The sequence below is a fragment of the Burkholderia sp. AU4i genome (genome assembly GCF_000466765.1).
Lineage (GTDB): Bacteria > Pseudomonadota > Gammaproteobacteria > Burkholderiales > Burkholderiaceae > Burkholderia > Burkholderia cepacia.
This window is the reverse complement of sequence record NZ_ASSI01000039.1, coordinates 45193-64677: the sequence shown is the minus strand read 5'-3', so window position 1 is coordinate 64677 and position 19485 is coordinate 45193. Positions and strand designations below refer to the sequence as shown.

The window sequence follows — 19485 nt, the reverse complement described above, 5'->3', positions numbered from 1 at the left end:
GCATGAAAATCAAGGGGACCCCCACTCAAGCAGTTTCTTGACTTCGGGCGACTCTCGCGCGTCTTCGTTCATCAAACGACCGAGCTCGCGAATGATATGGCGCAGGCGGTGGATTTGACGTTGGCGTTGGAGTTGGCTCTCCGTGCGGCTCGCGTACTGGATGTCTTTTTGCCGGCCAAGCACCTGCCAAACGGTTTCCGGCTCCGGGCCGCTCATCGGCCAGAGTTGGACCGAAAAGACAACAGCATCGCGCCTGGGATGATCGTCCCATATCGCCTCGATGGGCGTATTGGAATGAATGCCGCCATCCCAGTACGCTTCCCCGTCGATGCGCACTGCCGGAAAAGCTGGAGGCAGCGCGGCGGATGCCATAACGTGCGGCATTCGGAGTTCGGTATCGCGATTGGACAAGTAGCGCATTTCTCCTGAGCGCACGCCAACAGTCGCAACGGAAAGTCGCATGTGCTGATCATTCAGATACGGGAAGTCGATCAACTTGGCGAGCGCCCCTTCCAGAGGCGCTGTCGAGTAGTACGACGCCGATTCGGCACCGAGCGGAGTATGCGGTCCAAACCACGCGGTGAACCTTGGTTCGAAGAACCCCGGAAGGCCGTACGCCACGGTCCACATATTGCGGAAGACGTTACCGGCGCCGGCATAGGGCGCAACAGTGGGCCACGGCTCGTGGCGGGCTGCGCCGCTCCAGAACTCGCGCAGCCGAACCAACCGGTTCTCGGTCCGGTTGCCGGCGATGATCGCACCGTTAACCGCGCCGATCGACGTTCCGATGATCCAGTCTGGCTCAATGCCCGCCGCATGGAGCGCCTCATAGACACCCGCCTGGTAGCTGCCTAGCGCACCTCCGCCTTGTAGAACCAGTACTACCTGCCCGGGTAACGCGGCCTGTTGGGTGGACGGCTCGGCCGCCGACTTGATCTCGTTAAGCTCGTTGCGCATGACCATGTTCCCTCGATTCGTGACCCGACACATTCAGGTTGGCTCGGTAGCACGTGGCATCGCGGCCTCCCGTTCGGCCATGCCCTCCGGGCACCTTGGTGAAATAGCCCCTTCCGCTTGATGACGCGCTATGGCTTAATTCCGTCGAATTCAGTTACCGCTCCCGACGCAACCACTCAACGTCCCCGCTATGTTTCGCCCAAGCCGTGATTGGCAGCCAATGGAACAAGCGCACTCACGTGGGCTGGCGTGAGCGTCTCTTCCAGTGACCTGGCGGGCCGCCCCGGTTGCGTCGTTTGCCGTGCAGACTCCGGGGCCGACACCCGGAACGCCCCTACTGCGTCGCGAAGGAGCCTGCCCTGTTCCTCCAATGAGGTTGCAGCGGCTGTCGTCTCCTTTACCAGCGATGCGTTCCGTTGTGTGGCAGCGTCCATCCGCGCCACTGCACTGTTCATATGCTCGATATCGCCGCTTTGAGCTGCGGAAGCCGTCGCAACCTTCCCCATGATGTCCGTCACGCGTTTTACGGCTTGCACAATCTCAACCATCGTGTGCCCGGCCTTTTCCACGAGCGCCGAGCTTTTTTCGACCTTGCTCACCGAATCCTCGATCAGCCCGTTGATTTCCTTGGTCGCGACTGCGCTGCGCTGCGCAAGGCTCCCGACCTCGCCCGCCACCACGGCAAAGCTTCGGCCCTGTTCGCCGGCGCGTGCCGCTTCTACTGCCGCGTTGAGCGCGAGGATATTAGTCTGAAAGGCGATGCCCTCGATCACTCCGATGATCTCGATGATTTTCTTCGAGCTTTCGGTAACGTCGTGAATTGTTTCGATGACTTGCCGCACAACCTCGCCGCCGCAAACGGCCGTGTCGCTCGCCGCGACCGCCAATTGACTCGCTTGCTTGGCGTTCGTAGCGTTTTGAATCGCCATGGTCGTAAACTCCTCCATGCTCGAGGCCGTTTCCTGCAGCGAAGCAGCCTGCTCTGCGGTGCGCTTCGAAAGGTCAGTGTGGCCTTGCGTCATCTGGCTCGATGCCACGGCAATCGCATCGGCCCCCGTTCGAACCTGAATGACGATAGTCGAAAGTCCCTCGTTCATTTCCTTGAGGGCCTGCAGACGCTGCCCGGTCTCGTCGCGCGCTGTTATCGCAATATCGCTGGTGAGATCGCCAGCGGCAACAGTGCGCGCTACCCGCATCGCGTCATGGATCGGGCGGGTGATACCCCGCGATATCCATATCGCGAATCCCATGCCAACCAGTACGGTTGCCGATCCCAGCACGAGCATCAGCGTGCGGGCCAGCCCAATGTCCTCACTGGCCTTGGCGGCGCGCTGCTGCCCCAGTTCGCTCTGCAGACCGACCAGAGCGTCGACCTGCTTCTGTACAACGTCGAGCAACGGGTGCATTTTCTCGTTCATCGTTTGGATCGCTTCATCGCGGCGGCCTTCGGCTAGAAGACTCGCTACCTGGCCGAAGGAGGCCTCGTATGCGGTATGCGACGCCTTAATCGCCACGAGCAGCGATTTCTCCTTGGGGGTGTAAGCGAGCGAATCGAACGTTTGCAGCGCCGCAACGACTGACTTTCCGTCAGCTAGGATTGATTGATCGATTTGCGCCGCGCGGTCGGGATCGCTCGTGACGAACAGTTCCAGCGTCTTGTAGGCAGTCGTGCGGGTCAGGATACTGATGCTCTGCGCAGAGTCTGCCTTGACCCACTCTGTGTTGACGATTTCTTCGTTGATCCTGTTAATTTGATTCAGGTTCGCGACGCCGATCGTAAGCAGACTCATCACCAGCAACAAAACCAGTCCGAATCCGAGTGTCAGGCGGGTACTGATCTTCATGTCAGCGACTTTCATGCAAATGACTCCATGAGTGCCTTGTTCAGCCCGCATCGGATCTTGCGCGTCGGCATCTGTTCCATATTTTGACGGATGTCCGTCCTCAAAAAAGAACCCGCTCGAGTTGGGTACACTCGCAGCGGGCTGAAGCTCATGCCGGAGGGGGCGGCATGGAGGATGCCCTTGATTGCATCCATTGATTAGACGGGGAACACTGATCGACATTACACCGATCTTTTTCAGACATTGTTCAGCTTTCTTGGAATGCGTTTCCCTGGCGTGTTGGGGTCATGACTCCCGTAGAAACTGCATGCTCCAACTCGCACCTAGGATGTTCGCGAGAGGCCATTCACTTTGCTTGCGCAATTTCAATCCACCGCGCCTCCTTGTGCTCGGAACGCGGCCAGAGAAGCGATGCCTGATCACGCAGAAGAACATCCTGTTCGGACTGTTGAGAGATCGAGCTATGTCGTGTCGCGTGCAGGTCCGATATTCCTGTAAACGAGACACCGCTCGTTACGTCGAAAATTGGCCGGTCGTGTCCGCGTCAATTAATTCTTGCCCCGGACGCAGACCGCTTTGCAACAGAAACGACTGTCCCTTCCGGGAGTGGAATAGCCATGAACAAGAAATTGAGCGCCAACCACGGTCTTTGGGTCGCCAGCGGCAGTGATCCACAACATCTCGCGCGACTCGGCGAACTGGTCCCTCGACCGCCTATTAATGAAGCGAATCCCGCCCGGGTCAATCGGTCTGCCTCAGGAGAGCACCGATGAGACGCCTGGCCTCTTGGTACAGCCGATGGGAGGCCGTGGCGGCGAGCCTGTACCCTGTCGTCGATCTGCTAATCCGGCTGTGGCTGGGCGAGAAATTTTTCGTCTCTGGCCTGCTCAAGGCCGCCAATTGGGACAATGCACTCTATTTGACCGCCAATGTCTATCCAGTTTCGTGGATGGCGCCGGAGACGGCGGCTGTCGTGGGCATCACCATCGAACTCCTCGGGCCGGTTCTCCTCTTCCTTGGCTTGGGGACGAGACTTGCTGCGATCCCGCTACTGATCCTCTCGCTGGTAATTCAGTTCGCCTACGTCGCCCTGCCGGAAAACCTGTACTGGGCGGCGTTGTTCGGCTGGTATCTGGTCATCGGCGCCGGCCCGATCTCGCTCGACCGGCTGTTAAGTCGCGGCGTCCAGGACAGCGCGCTCCCGGCGGCGCGAATGACCGGTCGCGTGTTCGCTCTGATTACGCAAATGCTTGGACCGATCTTCCTGGTCCTGCTCCGCTGTGGAGTCGTGGTGCTGGTCCTGCGACACGTCCCCCTCATCGCGCCCTTCGGCCTTGCCTTCGCGCTGGGCGGTTTCACCCGTCTTGCTGCGCTTCCTCTGCTTCTTGCCGTCTTGGTCGGACCGATGAAGGATTCCGGACCGCTTTACCTCGCTGCGCTGCTGTTATTGGCCGCGAGCTGGGGGCCGGGCCCGCTGGCCCTCGACCGGCTGATCCTTCGTATCGCACGCGCCAAGGACACCAAGGACAATGAGTCTGCCGATCTCCCACATGTTGTTATCGTCGGTGCCGGGTTCGGCGGGGTCGCGGCCGCACGAGGCCTGCGCGGTGCCGCCTGTCGCGTCACCCTGATCGACCGCCACAACTACCATCTGTTCCAGCCGCTGCTCTACCAGGTCGCCACGGCCGGGCTGTCGCCCGCTGATATCGCCACTCCGATTCGCAGCCTGTTCCGCGATCAGCCCAACGTGCGAGTGTTGTTCGGTGAGGTCGGCGGGATCAATCACGAAAAGCGCACAGTCTCCATGGGATCGTCGGCGATTCCCTACGACTACCTCGTGCTCGCCACCGGCGCCCGCTACAGTTATTTCGGCCGTGACGAATGGGCAGAGTTCGCCCCCGTGCTGAAGCGAATCGAGGATGCGACGGCAATCAGGCGGCGCCTACTGCTGGCCTTCGAGCTCGCTGAGAACAGCGCAGATGCAGAAGAACGGGCCGCCCTCCTTACCATTGTCATCGTTGGAGGTGGGCCCACAGGAGTGGAATTGGCGGGCGCCATCGCTGAGCTGACGGGCCAGGGCATGGTCCAGGAATTTCGTACTATCGACCCGGCGTCGGCACGAATCCTACTGGTCGAGGCGGCACCCCGCATCCTCGCCCAGTTCCCAGAATCCCTGTCCGCGACCGCCAGCCGGTCACTTGCCGCCCTCGGCGTCGAAGTGGTGCCGGGAACCCGGGTGGAGCACGTCGAGGCGCGCGGTGTGACTATTGCCGGCCAGTTCATTCCGGCGCGGACCGTCTTGTGGGCGGCTGGTGTTGTCGCGTCTCCGGCAGCAGCCTGGCTGAGCGCCGAGGCTGACCGCGCTGGGCGCGTCAAGGTGGGCCCTGACCTCTCAATTCCCGGTCATCCCGACATCTTCGCCCTCGGCGATACCGCAGCCTCGGAAGGATGGGCCGGCAAGCCGGTACCCGGACTGGCACCCGCCGCCAAGCAGGGCGGCGCTTATGTCGCCAGGCTGATCCGTGCACGAATCAACGGGGCTACGCCGCCTGGCGCGTTCCGCTACCGCCATCTCGGCAGCTTGGCCACCATCGGGCGCAAGGCCGCCGTGGCCGATTTCGGCCGGATCCACCTCAAGGGCGCGGTTGCCTGGTGGCTGTGGGGCGCAGTGCATATTGCGTTTCTCGCCGGTGTCCGTAACCGCACCGCCGTCGCGCTCGATTGGTTCTGGGCCTATCTGACCTCCCGCCGCGGCACGCGTCTGATCACTGACTCATCCCCTGATTAGGTGATTTTGCAAGAAATCCACAAATGACCAAAGCCATCGAACACATTGACATCACGGCAAATTCCGACAAAAGTTTACCGAAAACTCAGCATGGTGAATTACGCCGTTGATTCGGAGGAGGACCCTGACCGCGACGATATCGCGTCCACGCCGCGATTCACGATGGAGGCCGCTGTCGCGCGGACGTGACGGGGTTGAGCACGTATCGCATTCAGCTTCGCATATCCGACCAGGAGTGCCTGCAAAAGAAACGCATCCAGTTCGGAATCCCCGTGCGGTGGCAGCCCGCCACCACCAGCGCCACCACGAGATCGCAGAACAAGGTCAGCCAGCGCCTCGTGCAATTCCCGAAAAAGCTCACCCACGAGCCGCGCAGTCAACGGTTCATCGAGAAAGATTTCGTAGTGAGTGATCCATGCGCGGATGTGCTCACCCTTGCCCTTTCTCCTGCTTCCGTCCGACAACATCAACCGGCAAAAGCGCGTGACGTTGCGCAATGCCATGTCGCGACTTCGGCATTGAGTCAATTCGATCAACTCCCCTCGCATTCGGGCGCGCAGTCTGACGAATATCTCGAGAAGCAGATCGCCTTTTCCGCTGAAGTGCCAATACAACGCGCCGCGTGTTACGCCAGCCGATTCCGCGATCTCCTCGAGGGAAACTGGCCGAACGCCTCGTTCGACAAAAAGGCGCTCACCCGCGTCAACAATGGATTCGCGCGTGAGCAATGCCTTTTCCTTCGTCTTGCGAGCCATCGTCAGCTTGCTTGGATGCCAGGCTTTCTGACGGACATGTCAGCCCGACTCGACGCAGGTGCATCGGACGAGTTCCCGTTGTCGGTCCGTTGATCGGCGGGGCGCGATGTCTTGCCGGCCCGCTCGATCCAACTACCACCCAGCGCGCGATACAGGTCAACGAGATTGGTCCAGCGCGCGAGGCGCGCACTGATCAGCGACTGCTGCGCCGAGTACAGGTCAGTCTGCGCAGTCAGCACCGACAGGTAGCTGTCGGCGCCGTTCCTGTAGCGCGGGTCCGACAGATCGTAACGGCGCTGCTGCGCATGCTCGTTGCGCTCGAGCGCGGCGACCTGCTGGTCGTACGTGCCACGCGCGGCCAGCCCGTTCGACACTTCGCGGAACGCCGACTGGATCGCCTTCTCGTAGTTTGCAATCTGGATCTTCTTCTGTACGTTCGCAAGGTTCAGGTTCGCGAGGTTCTGTCCACCCTCGAAGATCGGCATCGTGATCTGCGGTACGAACGACCATGCCGCGGTGCCTGCCTTGAACAGCTCGCCGAGCGCCGGGCTCGAGGTACCGAACGCGCCCGTCAGCGAGATCTTCGGGAAGAACGCCGCGCGCGCCGCGCTGATGTTCGCGTTCGCGGCGAGCAGGTTCTGCTCCGCTTCCATGATGTCCGGACGGCGCGTCAGCAGATCCGACGGCAGCCCCGGGGGGATGTCCGTCAGGAAGTTCTGCGCGTCGAGCGGCATGCCGGGCGGCAGGTCGTCCGGCAGCGGCTCGACGATCAGCAGCACCAGCAAGCTCAGCGCCTGCGCATGCTGGTTCGCGAGCGCAGTCTCCACGACTGTCTGCGCCTGGCGCAGGTCGAGTTCCGAGCCCGTGCCGTTGTCGAACTGTAGCTTCGTCAGGTCGTACGACGCCTGCGCGGTCTTCAGCGTGTTTTCCGTAACCTTCAGCAGATCGTCAGTCGACAGCAGCGTCAGGTACTGGTCCGCCACCTGCGACACCAGCGCGATCTCCCGCGCCTGCCGAGCGTGCGCGGTCGTGAAGTACAGCGCGAGCGCCAGGTCCTTCAGGCTCTGCACGCGACCGAACAGGTCGAGCTCCCACGACGCGGATAACACGCTGTGGGGTGCACGAACTCGGTGTCGCTGATTCGTTTCGTCATACTCTCATCGCTGACTGGGTTGCGTTTGTCAGGCGCTCTCAAAATCGCACGCCGCAACGGGTCGTGCGCTTGAGCGCGTCGTTCGATCAAAGGCGAATAGGCCGCAGCGGACGATCGGCTGGCGCGACGTCAGCCAGTTTTCTCATCGAAAATATCGACTCGGTGTAGCTGTCGGCTCTGCACATCGAGTCCGGCTCAAGGGTGTCCTCCACCTTACTCCTCCCGCCGGATCACGGCAGGCACTCCAACAGTCTGTTAGACGCCGGAGACATGTTCCGTTTACAACAACTCACAACGTCAACCGAATTTCGGACCGGTGTGCGCTTTGTAATCAGATTGGCCACGCGCGTGACCGAAATTACCTGCTTACACAGGTGGATAATTCAGGACGGTTGGGGTGTTCGCGCGGCTGACCGCGATACCTTGATGAGCTAGCACCTGAGCATCCTTGGGCGGCGCAGTTTTTATGCAATTTCCTCCCGACACAGTCTATTTGACAATCAAGCTGCTTCGAGTTGCAGACACATATGCTTGCTGTTATTAACCGTGTTTTCGGACGTTGGTAAGCCCGGTGATTCTGCGAAATACGCAATCAGATGATCGATGAACGTTCGCACCTTCGCCGACAAGTGGGACCGGGCTGGGTAGGCCACCTTGATCTCGAACTGCGGCAATTTATAGTCGCTAAGCAGCGGAACCAATGTTCCTCGCAGGATGTCATTGTGGATCAGATAGCTTGGAAGAATCGCAATACCTGTGCCGAGCAACGCGAACTGACGAAGTACTGCAGTGTTGTTCGCGATCACCGCGTTCGGAGGACACACTTGCACTGTACCGGCGGCATTCGTGAACTCGAGATCGCCTCCGCGGAATTCGTCTGGCAGGCTCAAGCACTGATGTTTGTCCAGGTGACCGGGATGGGTCGGTTTACCGTGCCGCTCAATATAGGCAGGCGCGGCACAGACTGTCATACACCCTGTTGTCAAGCGACGAGCCACGGCGCTCGTTCCGCTCATCTGTCGCGTAATGACGATGGCGACGTCGATGCGTTCAGCGACAAGGTCCACCTGTCGATCGACAAGCGTCAAGTCGGGAACTACCTTCGGGTAACGCTGCGTATAGGTATGCAACGCGAGCGCGAGGTTTTGCAGTCCAAAGACGACAGGTGCGGCGATTCGCAGAATGCCAACGGGCTCGCGATTTCGCGCCATGACCATTCGCTCGACATCGTCGAGCTCCATCAAAATCTGGCGGACGCGCTCCAAATAGACTTGACCGGATTCGGTTAACGATAGCCTGCGCGTGGTGCGGTTGAAAAGCCGGGTGCCGAGCTGTCCTTCGAGATCCGCGATGTGTCGTGTCGCCACTGCCCTGGAAATGTCCATCGCGTTCGCCGCCCCCGAGAAGCTGCCGAAATCGGCAACCTTGACGAACAGCTTGATCGACTGCAAATGATCCATGAACACCTCCATCCTTTGACCAGAGAAACCAGAGGACACCCTCCTCGTTTGTCTATTAGACGAGCAACTCCGGATTCGTTTACCAGCAATCACGTCCCGTTGCCGTTTGCATGAATTTCGAACGGCGGCGGGCAAGATCGGCGAACCCTCACTGTGTAAAGCGTGCCAAAGGCGGAGAAATGGGATCCCGGACGCGCCTGCACTGGCCGTGTGACGAGGCATGAGAGCTCGGCAGAACTCATGCGCGCCTCACCTGAACGCTCGGATCGCCCGTATTTCGCCGGTACTCTCAGTTCCATTGCACGATCCGTGATGAGCGGCTCGCGTCAATCCGGTTGTCAGAATCGGTACGACAGCGCGAGGTAGCTGATGATCGGGTCAGCTGTTAGCTCGGCTCTCGTCTGTGCCAGCACCGTGCCATCGGCAGCCCTGATCGTCGTGGTCGATGTGGTCTTGAGCGGAATATATGTGACCGACGCGACAAATCCCCAGTGGTCAGTGATGTTGAAGGCAAGTCCCGCGTTGAAGACGGGTGCCCAAGACGATGACGTTTTCGCCGACACCTGTGTCAATCCCGGCTTGCCCGCGCCCGCAGCAAGGACGGCGCCGAGTTATTCTGGGTTTGGGTCACGAAGTTCTGGCTCAGTTGTAAGTCGCTGAACCAGGCGTACGACACGCCGAGACCGAGGAACGGCCGAAGTTTTGCGTTCGCCTGCGCGAAGTAATACTGGAGGATCAGGGCTGGAGTCCATCCGCGCACGCTTTTTTCGACCGGATTGATCGACGCGAGTCCGATATTCTGCGAGCCGAGTGCGCCGGCCGGGCCGGGTGGTTTGACCGTGCCACGTCCCGACACATGAAACAGAGGAGGCACCCCCGCCAACGTTGTTACTGCGATATGATCGGTAAGGAAATGGCTGACTGTAAGGCCCACGGTCTCAGCACCGCTCGTGTGCAGCCCGGTGCCTGGCGACGTGAACGACGCAGGTACGCGCAATGGCGTGTTGATCGGTGTGGGCGCGACGTCGGTCGTAAAAGGCGAACTGCTTTGTTGCGGCATGATGTGGAGCCAACCGAGCGTGACCACTGTGCTGCCGGCACTCTGCGCGCGCACCGCGAGCGGTGCCAGCGCGGCGGCGCCGGCCGCCGCGCAGAGAACAATCTTCTTCATGACGGCCTCCCGTGCGCGCTTACTGGACGAACGCGCCGATCGTGAAATACGGCGACGACGCATTGGCCATGTCGAGGAAGCCGAACACACCACCCGTGAAGATGAACTTGCCGGTCGGGGCCGAGCTGCTCGCGCCCGTGTGGATCGTCGTGACCGTGCCCGGCACCCGCTGCGTGTAGTCAAGGTCGAGCGCGGTCGCGAGCGAGGCCTGCGACGGCTGGAACGGATCGAGCAGCGTCGCCTGCTTGTCGATCAGCGCGGTGGTCCGATAGTTGAACGCGCTGTCGACGCCGATGTACTCGCCATTCTGCGAGTCGAGTGCAATCGCCGTCTGCGGCGCGAGGATCGAAATGCTCGATTCGTCGTCTGCGGTCAGCCCCGGCACGCCGTTGCTGTCAGGCGTCGGATTCGGGTTCGCGACGCCCGTGCGCACGAGGATCGGCACGAGCTGGTCGCGCAGCTTGCCGACGATCATGAAGCCCTTGCCCTGCGGCGTCGCCGACAGCGTCGGCTTCAGCTGGCTCGCGTAGTTGTTCGACTGGAACGCGCCGCTGCCGTCGGCCGACTGCACGAAGTTCGTGCCTTGCTGCACGCATGCGCCACCGGCGAACTGGCCGGTCGAGTCGCACTTGGTCCACGTGCCGTCCGCGTTGATCGTCACCTTCGCATCAATCGACGCCGGCGCGAAGTTCTGCGACGGCACTTCGCCGAAGCCGACATGGCTGTACGTGCCCGCGACCTTCGTGATGTCGGTTTCGATCGACGAGAAGCCGATGAACGGGTAGTACGGGAATTTCGTGTCGGGCACGGCTGCCTGGCCGAGCACGCCGTTGAACTGGATCTCCTTGCCGGGAATCGTGCCGCCTGCGACGCCGAAGCCGACGAAGATACGCGCCGGACGGCTCGGATCGAGACTCGCGCCATTGAGGCGGTACGTGCAAATGTTCTGCTTCGTCGTCGGCAGCGTTGTTTCCTGCGTGAGCGTGCCGCTGTCAATGGTGCCGGCGCGAGTCGGCGTGACGGTGCTAGTCGTGCGCGGCACCGGCGATTCGACATAGGTGAGTTGCCAAGTCATCTTGGTGGTGTCGAGCTGCAGCTTGACGAGTTCGCCGCTCCCCGTGCCCCCCGTGTAGACGGTGTTGTAGTCCGACGATGGCGGACAAAGGCTCGATTCGGTGAATGCCGACGGATTTGATCCGTCACCACCACCGCCTCCACAGGCAGAAAGAAGAGGCACCGACAGCGCGAGCGCCAAAATGAGATTCGCCTTCATGATTCTCCTCCTCAATTGTCTTATCTGCGTTCCGGCGAGCTGCCGTCGTCCCACGATCGGCGATAGAAAAAGGTCCGATGGGTGTGGCTGTCGTTATTCCATTCGAAATGGCGCATGACGTGCCTTTGTCTCCGTCCGATTCAATGTCGCGGGTTAATTTCGCTGCGACGTATTTATCTGTCAATCGACGAATTCATCTAAACAGGTAACATTGATGCCAACATATGCAAATAAAGATTTTAAAAATCGATTGACCAATCCGATTCAAACGAAACTGGCGAGTCAAATAAAATTTGATGTGCCATCTTCGTTTGAATTGATCGCTATCACGTTGATGCTGGCGTGGGAGGCAGGACCGTCGACTATCGTGAGATTCGCAGCGGGTTCCTGATCGATGCACAGCATCGTTGACTCATTTCGCTCTCGATGGGTCGCAAGACACATAGGGTTGTCAACAATTCGCCCTTTCTTCATTGCCCGCCAATGTGGCAACGTTGTGCCGATCAGATCGCATGTTTTTCTGTCAGACGATTGGTACGGCGTGTGCGGAATCGGTACATCGCGAAGGGCTACCCCGAACGTTGGTCACACTTGATATTGGGCTTCAGCAGATCGTCTATCACCTTCGCGATGTCTCCCATCGGAGTCGGCCGAAAATACGCCGCCCGCCGCGCAAGCAAACCGAAAACCGCCCCTCAACGCGATGCCACAGAAAGATGTAAAAAGTGCGGCCCGTCGGCGACTAATGGTCGAGGGATCGTTTGATGAACCTAACCACTCTTAGGAGGATTCAATGACGAAGTCGACGACAATCGACTTCTCGATTGCTAGGCTGACCGCTGCCGCAATCGCATTTCCTGCGGCCACCGCGACGACGGAAACTGAGTTGGCAATGGTCAAGTACGGCATCACTGCGGGCGCCAAGTGCGGGGCCCGATGCTGTGCCAAATGCGCGGAAAAATGTGGTGCAAAGTGTGCAGTTCAATGACCCGCGCGTCCAACCGTGGTGGCGTTCTTTCACAATGCTGCTGTGTTGCACGCCGGCCCGACCTCCTCCGTGAACGAATGTCGAATATCCATCCGAGACAATCGGCAGCGGGTAATCGCGATACTGGTCGGCTGCAACGACGCGCCCGCCGATTCAAACATGAAGCTTCTCCGGTATGAGACAGCAAGGGGAAAGTTTGAATGCACGCAAAAATAACCGCCTGCGGACACGAATACAGTGTGCCCCCTCATCGTGAAGTCCGTCGGTCGGTGTGGATTGCCCGTCGATATCGTCATGAAAAACTGATGGGCGCGAGCAAGCGTTTGCATTGAGGTATGCATATTGGTCCGCTTCCAGCAACGCATCCGCGATCATCGGCACGTTCTGTCGGTCGCGGACGTGCGATGCTGTCAATGAACGCCGAACGCGCTGAGTTATCGACAGCCGCGAACCATTCGCGGGGCCCGCTAAGTGCCACCCCGTCGACGGTCATTACAGCTTTGAACACAGCCGCGACAGTCGATTCCCCGTACGTCGAACCTCGATATCGTCCTTATGTTGACCGCAAGTCATGTCGCTATCTTCTCCAGGCCGCCCATTCCCGGCGAGGTCAAGACCCAACTGATTCCGATGCTAGGTGCCGATGGCGCGGCAGCCCTATATCAACGCCTGCTGCGACGCACGCTATACACCGTATGCAACACCGGCTGTCCGCGCTCATTGTGGATCGCGGGCGATTCCTCTCATCCAATGCTGCACGCCGTTAGCCGGGAGTTTGCCATCGCGCTGCGTAAGCAGCGCGGTGCCAATCTCAGTGCGCGGATGAAACATGCGATGCGCACGATGCTTGTCGAGACCGATGCAGTGGCAATTGTCGGCGCGGATTGTCCGATTCTCGACGCACACCACCTTGAGCAGATGTTCGCAGCGCTGCGCGATGGGGCCGAAGTCGCGGCAATACCAGCCGAAGACGGTGGCTATGTGGCTATCGGCGTGTCGAACGCTGAACGTGCGCGGCTCAATGCCGTGCTCGACGCGTTGTTTGACAACATGCCATGGGGCACCGCGCAAGTTATGGCTTGCACTCGCGAGCGATTGCGATGGATTTCGGCCGAATGCCATGAGCAGCCCGCCCTATGGGATGTCGATCGCGCCAAGGATCTTGAGCGTCTCGAATCCATCGCCAATGAAGCCGATGAGAGAGGCCTATAACAAAGCGGGCCGTCGCACCTTATTGACCGGCCACGACTATAGGCGCAACGACTTTGCGTTCGTGCCGACATACAAAAGTCGGGAACCCATTGCATGCAGCTTACCAGCGATCGACCGGGTGGCCACGACCTGCTCGTCGCTGACGCTCCGTGCAAGATCTTCGCAAAGAGGCAATTTGAAGCGCACCTGACAAGTTGACGGACCTATTGTGCAAACGCCTTTCCATGCAACTCCAACCCATCTTGGTCCAGTTTGAAGAGGGACCAAAAAAAGAACCCGCCCGGGTGCAATGTCCTCGAAGCGGGTGAACGCCCATGCCGAAGCGGGGAGGCATGGTCGGAGGATGTCTCTGATCGCCATCCCAACATTAGACGGACGACGTTGGTCGTCGTTACAGCAATTTGCGACGCTAAAGCTAGCCTCGGCATCGGTCTGCCGACACGATGCTGCCTGCCTCGGCGACTGGAATGAGTTCTCCTGGATTTTCCTCCCAGAGAAGACTTGTGTAATCGAAGTGCTCCTCGATCGCAGGTTTGACGATCGAGAAGTAGGGGGAAAGGTCAAAGTCGCGTGGTACAAATAAGCTGTGGTGGCGTACGCGCAGGATCTCGTTGAAGCACGACTCGCAGCCGGGAATGCCCGCGCTTTCCTTGCGCATGCTGGGCAAAACCGGATAGCCGATAGACTGAAAGGCGAGCGCGATCAGCGTCGAGCAAATTGCCCGTGTCGGACTTCCGCTCCCCAGCTCAAGCATGCGTCGGCGAAACCTCTGCGGAACTGGGGGCGTCGGGAGTAGGTAGCGCGCAAGATCGATAATGTTGCGCAGGTCATACTGCTGACCAATCCTGGCAATGGCGAATTCGCACACGCGAACAGCATCCCGTTCGGACAAGCCAACAGGCCGACAAATGCGCGTGTTGTACCAGGAAAACTGATCGATCCCTGTGATTCGCACCCCCTCAAGAATGTCGGCCTCGACAAACGCGTTGGCTTTTCCGGAAGCATGATGGCCCACATACAGCGCGGCATGCGACCAGGTCGATTGCGTCAGATAACGGATCGCACCGCTGATGCGCGAATTGCCTTCAACTAAGACGACGTCACCCGGCATAAGATGCTTGAGCAGAGTGTCCGGACGCGTCGCTGGCGCGATATCATTCGTTTTGACCGGAGCGGACAAGTACCGCGCGAGGCGTCGACCGATCGCGGAACAGAAGAAATCCATGGCTCCCTCCTCTTCGCATAGTTCTGCCTGACGAATCGCGCGTCAATGCGGTGGTCGTGGTGCTTCGCCACGCGAATCCGAGTTCAGTCGACGGAATCTTCGTCAATCGAAGTGACCCTCCCGATACTTAGTCGGGTTCGGATAACCGCGTTTACACAGTTTAACGAGAGGTCGCGGGCGTCTCGCCTACGGAACACGCGTGATACGGATATCCGATATAAGAGGTATTTCGCTGGCCCCGTCAACGAATCCAGAATGTCGCTCGAGTTCTGGATAGGCCTGTGTCGGCGAGTAATTCGGCCCGTCAACGATTCGCTCCCAGTATGAAAGCCACGCCTCGGAACCGCTCGGCCATTGGGACAGGAATTCCTTGTGCCAATGCAAATAATCGTAGTCCAATCGGATGGCTTCGATGTAGGCGCCGTGCAGTTTCACCTGATGAAGGGGGCGTCGGCGTGAAGGCCTCGTGCCGATCCGTGTCACGATTCCGTATGTCGTTCGCGCAAAATTTGGCAGACCCGCCGCTCCATTGTTCGCGACGACGAGTGGCCCGGATTGCAGAGCGAATGAACGCATCACGGGAAGGCAGGTGTGGGATGAAGCGAACACATCGATTCGCGATTGTCTGCGCACCTGCTCAAGCCATATAGGCGTCTCGGCCCGATCCAATACGGCGGCCGAAAAACGCCAGCCGGCCAGCGATTCGCAGTCGCCGTGTACGACACCAACGCGCAACCGGCCGACCTTGACGACAAGCGTCATCGGCAAATCGGCCAAGGCAGCTTGCCCGCCACGTCGTTCAGCAGTATGGCGGAGGTCGCGCAAAATGGCGTTGGACCGGTTTACCGTTTGTTGCGTCACCTCCGGCGGATATGCGCATCCGCATCCGGCTCCCAGATCGTGCACGCGGCCCAACTCGGTCTCGACGTTTCCGCGCAGCGCATGATGGCGACGGACACGCCAATCGACCTGGGAGAAGATGGCACCATTCCGGTCAAACCAGTGGAAGTCGCCATTGAAGATCAGCGAAGCCCTCTCAAGGCTCGCCATAAGTTCGACCGCATCCAGCGCAGGACGATTTCCGTACAGCCCGCCGACGACGTAGAGCGTGGTCGCTTCCAGGTCGGCCTTCCGGTTGAACGTCGCGGCACCGTAGTGATAATCGAAAGGACACAACCTTCCAGGCGCCCCTCTATCGGCAAGATCATCCATTGCTTACGACGTCAAGCGACGACCGACGACGGATGCAATGCGCCTGAACAGCTGCTGCCCTGCCCCGCCGTGCAACCAAAGCAATGATCCGCAACGCGAACCATTGCGCCGACAAAATCGTCTTCCAGCAGGTCGGCCACGCACGCACGCCTGCCCTCCTTATTCGAAATCGGTATCCCGAGCATTTGATTGAAGTCGCAATCGTACAAATATCCCTGCCAGTCGACGCTGATCAAGCTGCGGCACATGACGCTGTCGAGATTGGCCGCAACGTAGTTGTCTCTGAGCAGTTTCATGTATGCTGCAAATGTGCCCTTCGAGATCAACGTGCTGCCGAAGCGCTGGATCGGCATGTTCGCCAGAGTCAACAAACGGGTGAATCGAATGCCGAATTGCTCGCCAAGGATCCGGCGATAATCCGCCTCGAGTGCCTGTTGATCCGGCGGCAGAACCGGGCCCTGCGGGTTATAGACGAGACTGAGCGCATGGCGCTCTTCGCTTTCGTCGCCATACCCGAGCGCGTTCAAGCGAACCAGTGCGCGAATGCTTGATTCGAACACACCATCGCCGCGCTGCCGGTCAACGTTTTCTGCCGAGTAGCAAGGAAGCGACGCCACGATTTCGACCGCGTGGTCCGCCAGGAAGCGGGCAAGCGTCTCTTGCCCCGGTTCCTCGAGGATGGTGAGATTGCAGCGGTCGATGACGTGCACGTCGAGCGCACGCGCCTCATGCACGAGGAATCGAAAATGGGGATTCAACTCCGGAGCGCCACCGGTGAGGTCGAGGGTGCCAATTTGGTGCTTCGCGAGGACCCTAAGGATGTCATTCACGACAGCGCGGCTCATCTCCTCGGTGCGCGTCGGGCCTGCGGCGACGTGGCAATGGACACACGACTGATTGCACCGGTACCCCAGATTGACCTGTAGACAATCGAGGGAGCGGCGCCGGATACGCGGAAAATCGGTTTCGCGCAATAACGGAAACGTATCGTGCATGGTGGATTCCTTGCAGGCTTGCAACTTGTTGATTCGACGTGCGAGCCACGTTCCGTTTACACAATCTTGGTGGGAGGGGTTCTTCTTATAACTAAAAGTTAGTAAAAAAACCGGCGATCGCGCGTCACATCCTACATGTCCCTTCACCACCGGCCAGTGCGCGAGATCGCAATGGCCGCAGCAACCGGTACGACCCTCCCGAAACGGCGCAATGACTTCCGGATTTCTCCTTCTGGGCGAATTTCTTTCGCTTGTATTCCTCGCGGGTGTTGCCAAGGCGGCGCTCATTACGGGCGCAATCTACGTGCTTTTTCCTGAGCTCGGCGCACTGGCCTACGACGTGTTCACCCGTCCAGGCGGCGTCTGGGCGCGCGCCCCAGTCATGCTGGCTGTCACTCCAGTTGCCGCAGCGGTCTTCGGCACGGCGATCGCGCGCAGCATGCCTTATGGACTTGGCGCCGCGGCCCTGTCCATCGCAAGCGCAATGCTCCTGATTCGCATCCTGCGCTCTCCAATCGCGCCGGCGATTTCCGCCGGATTCTTGCCGCTCGCGCTAGGCGTCACAAGTTGGTGGTATCCCGTGTCGATCGCCGCCGTAACCGGCTTACTTGGGTTGCTGTCCCTCATCTATCGGCGCGTGTTCTCCACAAGGCTTCGCTCGACACCCCGCCACCCCGGTGATTCGGTCGATGACGAACTGGAAAGCTCGCCCCGGCGCTACGCGTGGCTCCCGGTTTTTGTCGGTTTTCTTCTGCTGGCTTACGGTATCGCCACTGTTACCGGGAATCGGCTCATCCTGTTTCCACCACTCGTCGTGATCGCGTTTGAGATGTTCGCGCATGCGGATGTCTGTCCATGGGCCAAACGCCCGATTTCCTTGCCTCTGGCCTGCACGATCACCGCTGCCGTCGGCGTCATTGCCGTCCTGGTGCTCGGCATCGGGCCCTTATCGGTCACCGTTGCGCTGTTGGCTGGAATCGCCGCGCTCCGAGCGTTCAGCCTGCATCTGCCCCCCGCGCTGGCTATCGGACTGCTGCCGCAAGTCATCCCTGATCCCGGTTGGGGATTCGTGATTGGCGTCGCAGCCGGTACGCTCGTGCTGACTGGAACCTTTCTGTTCGCGCGCCCACTCCTGTTGGGCCGACCCGACGTGGCGAACGCGGGTTGAAGTGCCGCCATTCGACGACCGGTTCGTCCGCATGTTTCCGCAGCCTGCCATGGCGCCAGGACGACATCGCTAAAAGCCGTAAACATCGCGATCCGATCCCGTCTAACCAAGGGATGAAGCATCTCAAACCACAAGCGAGGGAAAATACCGTGCTCAAAATGCTGCTGAAAGGATTTTTTTTGCTGACCTTCCTCGGCGCCTCGGCCTCCGCGTTCGCCGGAACGCAGCCCTATAACAAGGCCCAGTTCGATGGGGCGCTGGCTCACGGCAAGCCGGTCGTGATTTGGTTCCACGCCAGCTGGTGTCCGACGTGCCGCGCTCAGCAACCTGCTGTCGACCGACTGGCCACATCAAGCGAAATGAAGGATGTCACGGTGTTCGTCGCCGACTTCGACAAGGAAACGGCGCTCGAGAAAGCGCTGCGCGTCGCCCAGCAGTCGACGTTTGTCGTTTTCCGCGGCGGTCGCGAAGTTGCGCGATCGACCGGCGAAACGGATGAGCAGGCCATTCGGGCGACGTGGGGGAAGGCATTGTGATTGTCTTTGGGCCAGCCACCTACGGCGTCGGGTTCGCGGCCGGCGCGCTCTCCACGCTGTCCCCGTGCGCACTGCCGCTGCTCCCCGTCCTCGCTGCGTCTGCGCTATCTGCCCATCGCTTCGGCAACTTGGCGCTTGCCACCGGCCTGGGCGTGTCGTTCACCGCGATTGGCCTGTTCGTTGCCACTGTCGGTTCGACTATTGGATTGACGGGCGACACCTTCCGGGTGTTCGCCGCAGTACTGATGGTGGTGTTCGGGCTCTTGATGGCCTTCGGGACAATGCAGCACCTGTTTGCTCGCGCGCTCTCACCGGTCGGTAATATGGCCCAGCGCCTGCTCGCGGGCATTCGTGGTGATGGTCTTGTGGGGCAGTTCGCGATCGGAATGCTGCTCGGTATCGTCTGGAGCCCGTGTGTCGGACCGACCCTGGGAGCCGCATCCACGCTCGCGTCTCAAGGACAAGATCTGATGCACATTGCTGCGCTGATGGCAGTATTCGGGATGGGCGCCGCGGTCCCCCTGCTCGCGCTGGGTGCGATGTCGCGCGCGACGATCGGGAAGCTGCGCGGAGGACTGGGCCGCTTCGGCCGGATCGGGCGGGGCGCGCTCGGCGGACTTTTCGTTGCCGTGGGCGCGCTTATCCTGTCTGGTACCGACAAAGCCCTACAGGCAATGCTTCTGTCACACAGTCCCGACTGGCTGGTCCAGTTGACAACTTCACTCTAAAACAAGGAAGCCGACATGCA

At 59.9% G+C, this 19485-nt stretch carries 12 protein-coding genes and 3 pseudogenes; 5 read left to right on the top strand and 10 right to left on the bottom strand.

From position 1 onward, the window contains the following. Positions 1-9 precede the first annotated feature (9 nt). On the bottom strand, positions 10-957 hold the full coding sequence (locus tag L810_RS07975; protein WP_254226138.1) for a patatin-like phospholipase family protein: 948 nt from the start codon (positions 955-957) through the stop codon (positions 10-12). A 188-nt stretch (positions 958-1145) separates the two neighbouring features. Further along, positions 1146-2816 (bottom strand): methyl-accepting chemotaxis protein, encoded by a 1671-nt coding sequence (locus L810_RS07970; protein WP_021157850.1) that lies wholly within the window; start codon positions 2814-2816, stop codon positions 1146-1148. 754 nt (positions 2817-3570) lie between these two features. On the opposite strand from L810_RS07970, the gene L810_RS49605 reads away from it, so the two are divergent. Then, entirely contained in the window at positions 3571-5589 is a 2019-nt protein-coding gene (locus L810_RS49605; RefSeq protein WP_021157849.1) for an FAD-dependent oxidoreductase, read from the top strand. A 98-nt stretch (positions 5590-5687) separates the two neighbouring features. Here the strand turns inward: L810_RS49605 and L810_RS49600 are convergent, their stop codons facing one another. From L810_RS49600 to L810_RS07935, 5 genes and pseudogenes are all read right to left on the bottom strand, one after another. Continuing rightward, positions 5688-6344 (bottom strand): TetR family transcriptional regulator, encoded by a 657-nt coding sequence (locus L810_RS49600; protein WP_051392192.1) that lies wholly within the window; start codon positions 6342-6344, stop codon positions 5688-5690. Between the two features lie 2 nt (positions 6345-6346). Further along, a pseudogene (locus L810_RS07950) lies at positions 6347-7450 on the bottom strand (efflux transporter outer membrane subunit); the annotation flags it as partial. 616 nt (positions 7451-8066) lie between these two features. Next, a pseudogene (locus tag L810_RS07945) lies at positions 8067-8957 on the bottom strand (LysR substrate-binding domain-containing protein); the annotation flags it as partial. A 338-nt stretch (positions 8958-9295) separates the two neighbouring features. Next, positions 9296-10128: pseudogene (locus tag L810_RS07940) on the bottom strand (OmpW/AlkL family protein). Between the two features lie 19 nt (positions 10129-10147). Then, positions 10148-11401 carry a DUF2957 domain-containing protein gene (locus tag L810_RS07935; protein ID WP_021157846.1) on the bottom strand — a complete coding sequence of 418 codons (1254 nt, stop codon included), beginning with the start codon at positions 11399-11401 and terminating at the stop codon, positions 10148-10150. A 1543-nt stretch (positions 11402-12944) separates the two neighbouring features. Here L810_RS07935 and L810_RS07930 point away from each other — a divergent pair. Continuing rightward, entirely contained in the window at positions 12945-13601 is a 657-nt protein-coding gene (locus tag L810_RS07930; protein WP_042973728.1) for a TIGR04282 family arsenosugar biosynthesis glycosyltransferase, read from the top strand. 415 nt (positions 13602-14016) lie between these two features. Here the strand turns inward: L810_RS07930 and L810_RS07925 are convergent, their stop codons facing one another. From L810_RS07925 to arsS, 3 genes are all read right to left on the bottom strand, one after another. Then, a complete protein-coding gene (locus L810_RS07925; RefSeq protein WP_021157842.1) occupies positions 14017-14826 on the bottom strand; it encodes a YiiX/YebB-like N1pC/P60 family cysteine hydrolase in 810 nt (269 codons plus the stop codon). A 186-nt stretch (positions 14827-15012) separates the two neighbouring features. Then, positions 15013-16038: a hypothetical protein gene (locus tag L810_RS07920; protein WP_051392190.1), complete on the bottom strand. Its 1026-nt coding sequence runs from the start codon at positions 16036-16038 to the stop codon at positions 15013-15015. An 11-nt stretch (positions 16039-16049) separates the two neighbouring features. Then, on the bottom strand, positions 16050-17033 hold the full coding sequence (gene arsS, locus L810_RS07915; protein WP_042973727.1) for an arsenosugar biosynthesis radical SAM (seleno)protein ArsS: 984 nt from the start codon (positions 17031-17033) through the stop codon (positions 16050-16052). Between the two features lie 211 nt (positions 17034-17244). Here arsS and L810_RS07910 point away from each other — a divergent pair, with 211 nt between their 5' ends. The 3 genes from L810_RS07910 (at position 17245) to L810_RS07900 (ending at position 19465) form a co-directional block, all read left to right on the top strand. After that, entirely contained in the window at positions 17245-18201 is a 957-nt protein-coding gene (locus L810_RS07910) for a hypothetical protein (RefSeq protein ID WP_051392189.1), read from the top strand. 113 nt (positions 18202-18314) lie between these two features. Next, complete coding sequence (locus L810_RS07905; RefSeq protein WP_254212126.1) at positions 18315-18737, top strand: thioredoxin family protein; 423 nt, start codon at positions 18315-18317, stop codon at positions 18735-18737. Beyond that, a complete protein-coding gene (locus L810_RS07900) occupies positions 18719-19465 on the top strand; it encodes a cytochrome c biogenesis CcdA family protein (RefSeq protein ID WP_257008810.1) in 747 nt (248 codons plus the stop codon). Before L810_RS07905 ends, L810_RS07900 begins: the two co-directional genes overlap by 19 nt. The last annotated feature ends 20 nt before the right edge of the window (positions 19466-19485 follow it).

Bases quoted from the DNA above. Each gene is read 5' to 3' on its own strand.
- L810_RS07920 (WP_051392190.1), bottom strand. From the start codon at position 16,038: ATGGATGATCTTGCCGATAGAGGGGCGCCTGGAAGGTTGTGTCCTTTC.
- L810_RS49605 (WP_021157849.1), top strand. From the start codon at position 3,571: ATGAGACGCCTGGCCTCTTGGTACAGCCGATGGGAGGCCGTGGCGGCG.
- L810_RS07925 (WP_021157842.1), bottom strand. From the start codon at position 14,826: ATGGATTTCTTCTGTTCCGCGATCGGTCGACGCCTCGCGCGGTACTTG.
- arsS (WP_042973727.1), bottom strand. From the start codon at position 17,033: ATGCACGATACGTTTCCGTTATTGCGCGAAACCGATTTTCCGCGTATC.
- L810_RS07905 (WP_254212126.1), top strand. From the start codon at position 18,315: ATGAAGCATCTCAAACCACAAGCGAGGGAAAATACCGTGCTCAAAATG.
- L810_RS07910 (WP_051392189.1), top strand. From the start codon at position 17,245: ATGACTTCCGGATTTCTCCTTCTGGGCGAATTTCTTTCGCTTGTATTC.
- L810_RS07970 (WP_021157850.1), bottom strand. From the start codon at position 2,816: ATGAAAGTCGCTGACATGAAGATCAGTACCCGCCTGACACTCGGATTC.
- L810_RS07930 (WP_042973728.1), top strand. From the start codon at position 12,945: ATGTTGACCGCAAGTCATGTCGCTATCTTCTCCAGGCCGCCCATTCCC.
- L810_RS07935 (WP_021157846.1), bottom strand. From the start codon at position 11,401: ATGAAGGCGAATCTCATTTTGGCGCTCGCGCTGTCGGTGCCTCTTCTT.
- L810_RS07975 (WP_254226138.1), bottom strand. From the start codon at position 957: ATGCGCAACGAGCTTAACGAGATCAAGTCGGCGGCCGAGCCGTCCACC.
- L810_RS49600 (WP_051392192.1), bottom strand. From the start codon at position 6,344: ATGGCTCGCAAGACGAAGGAAAAGGCATTGCTCACGCGCGAATCCATT.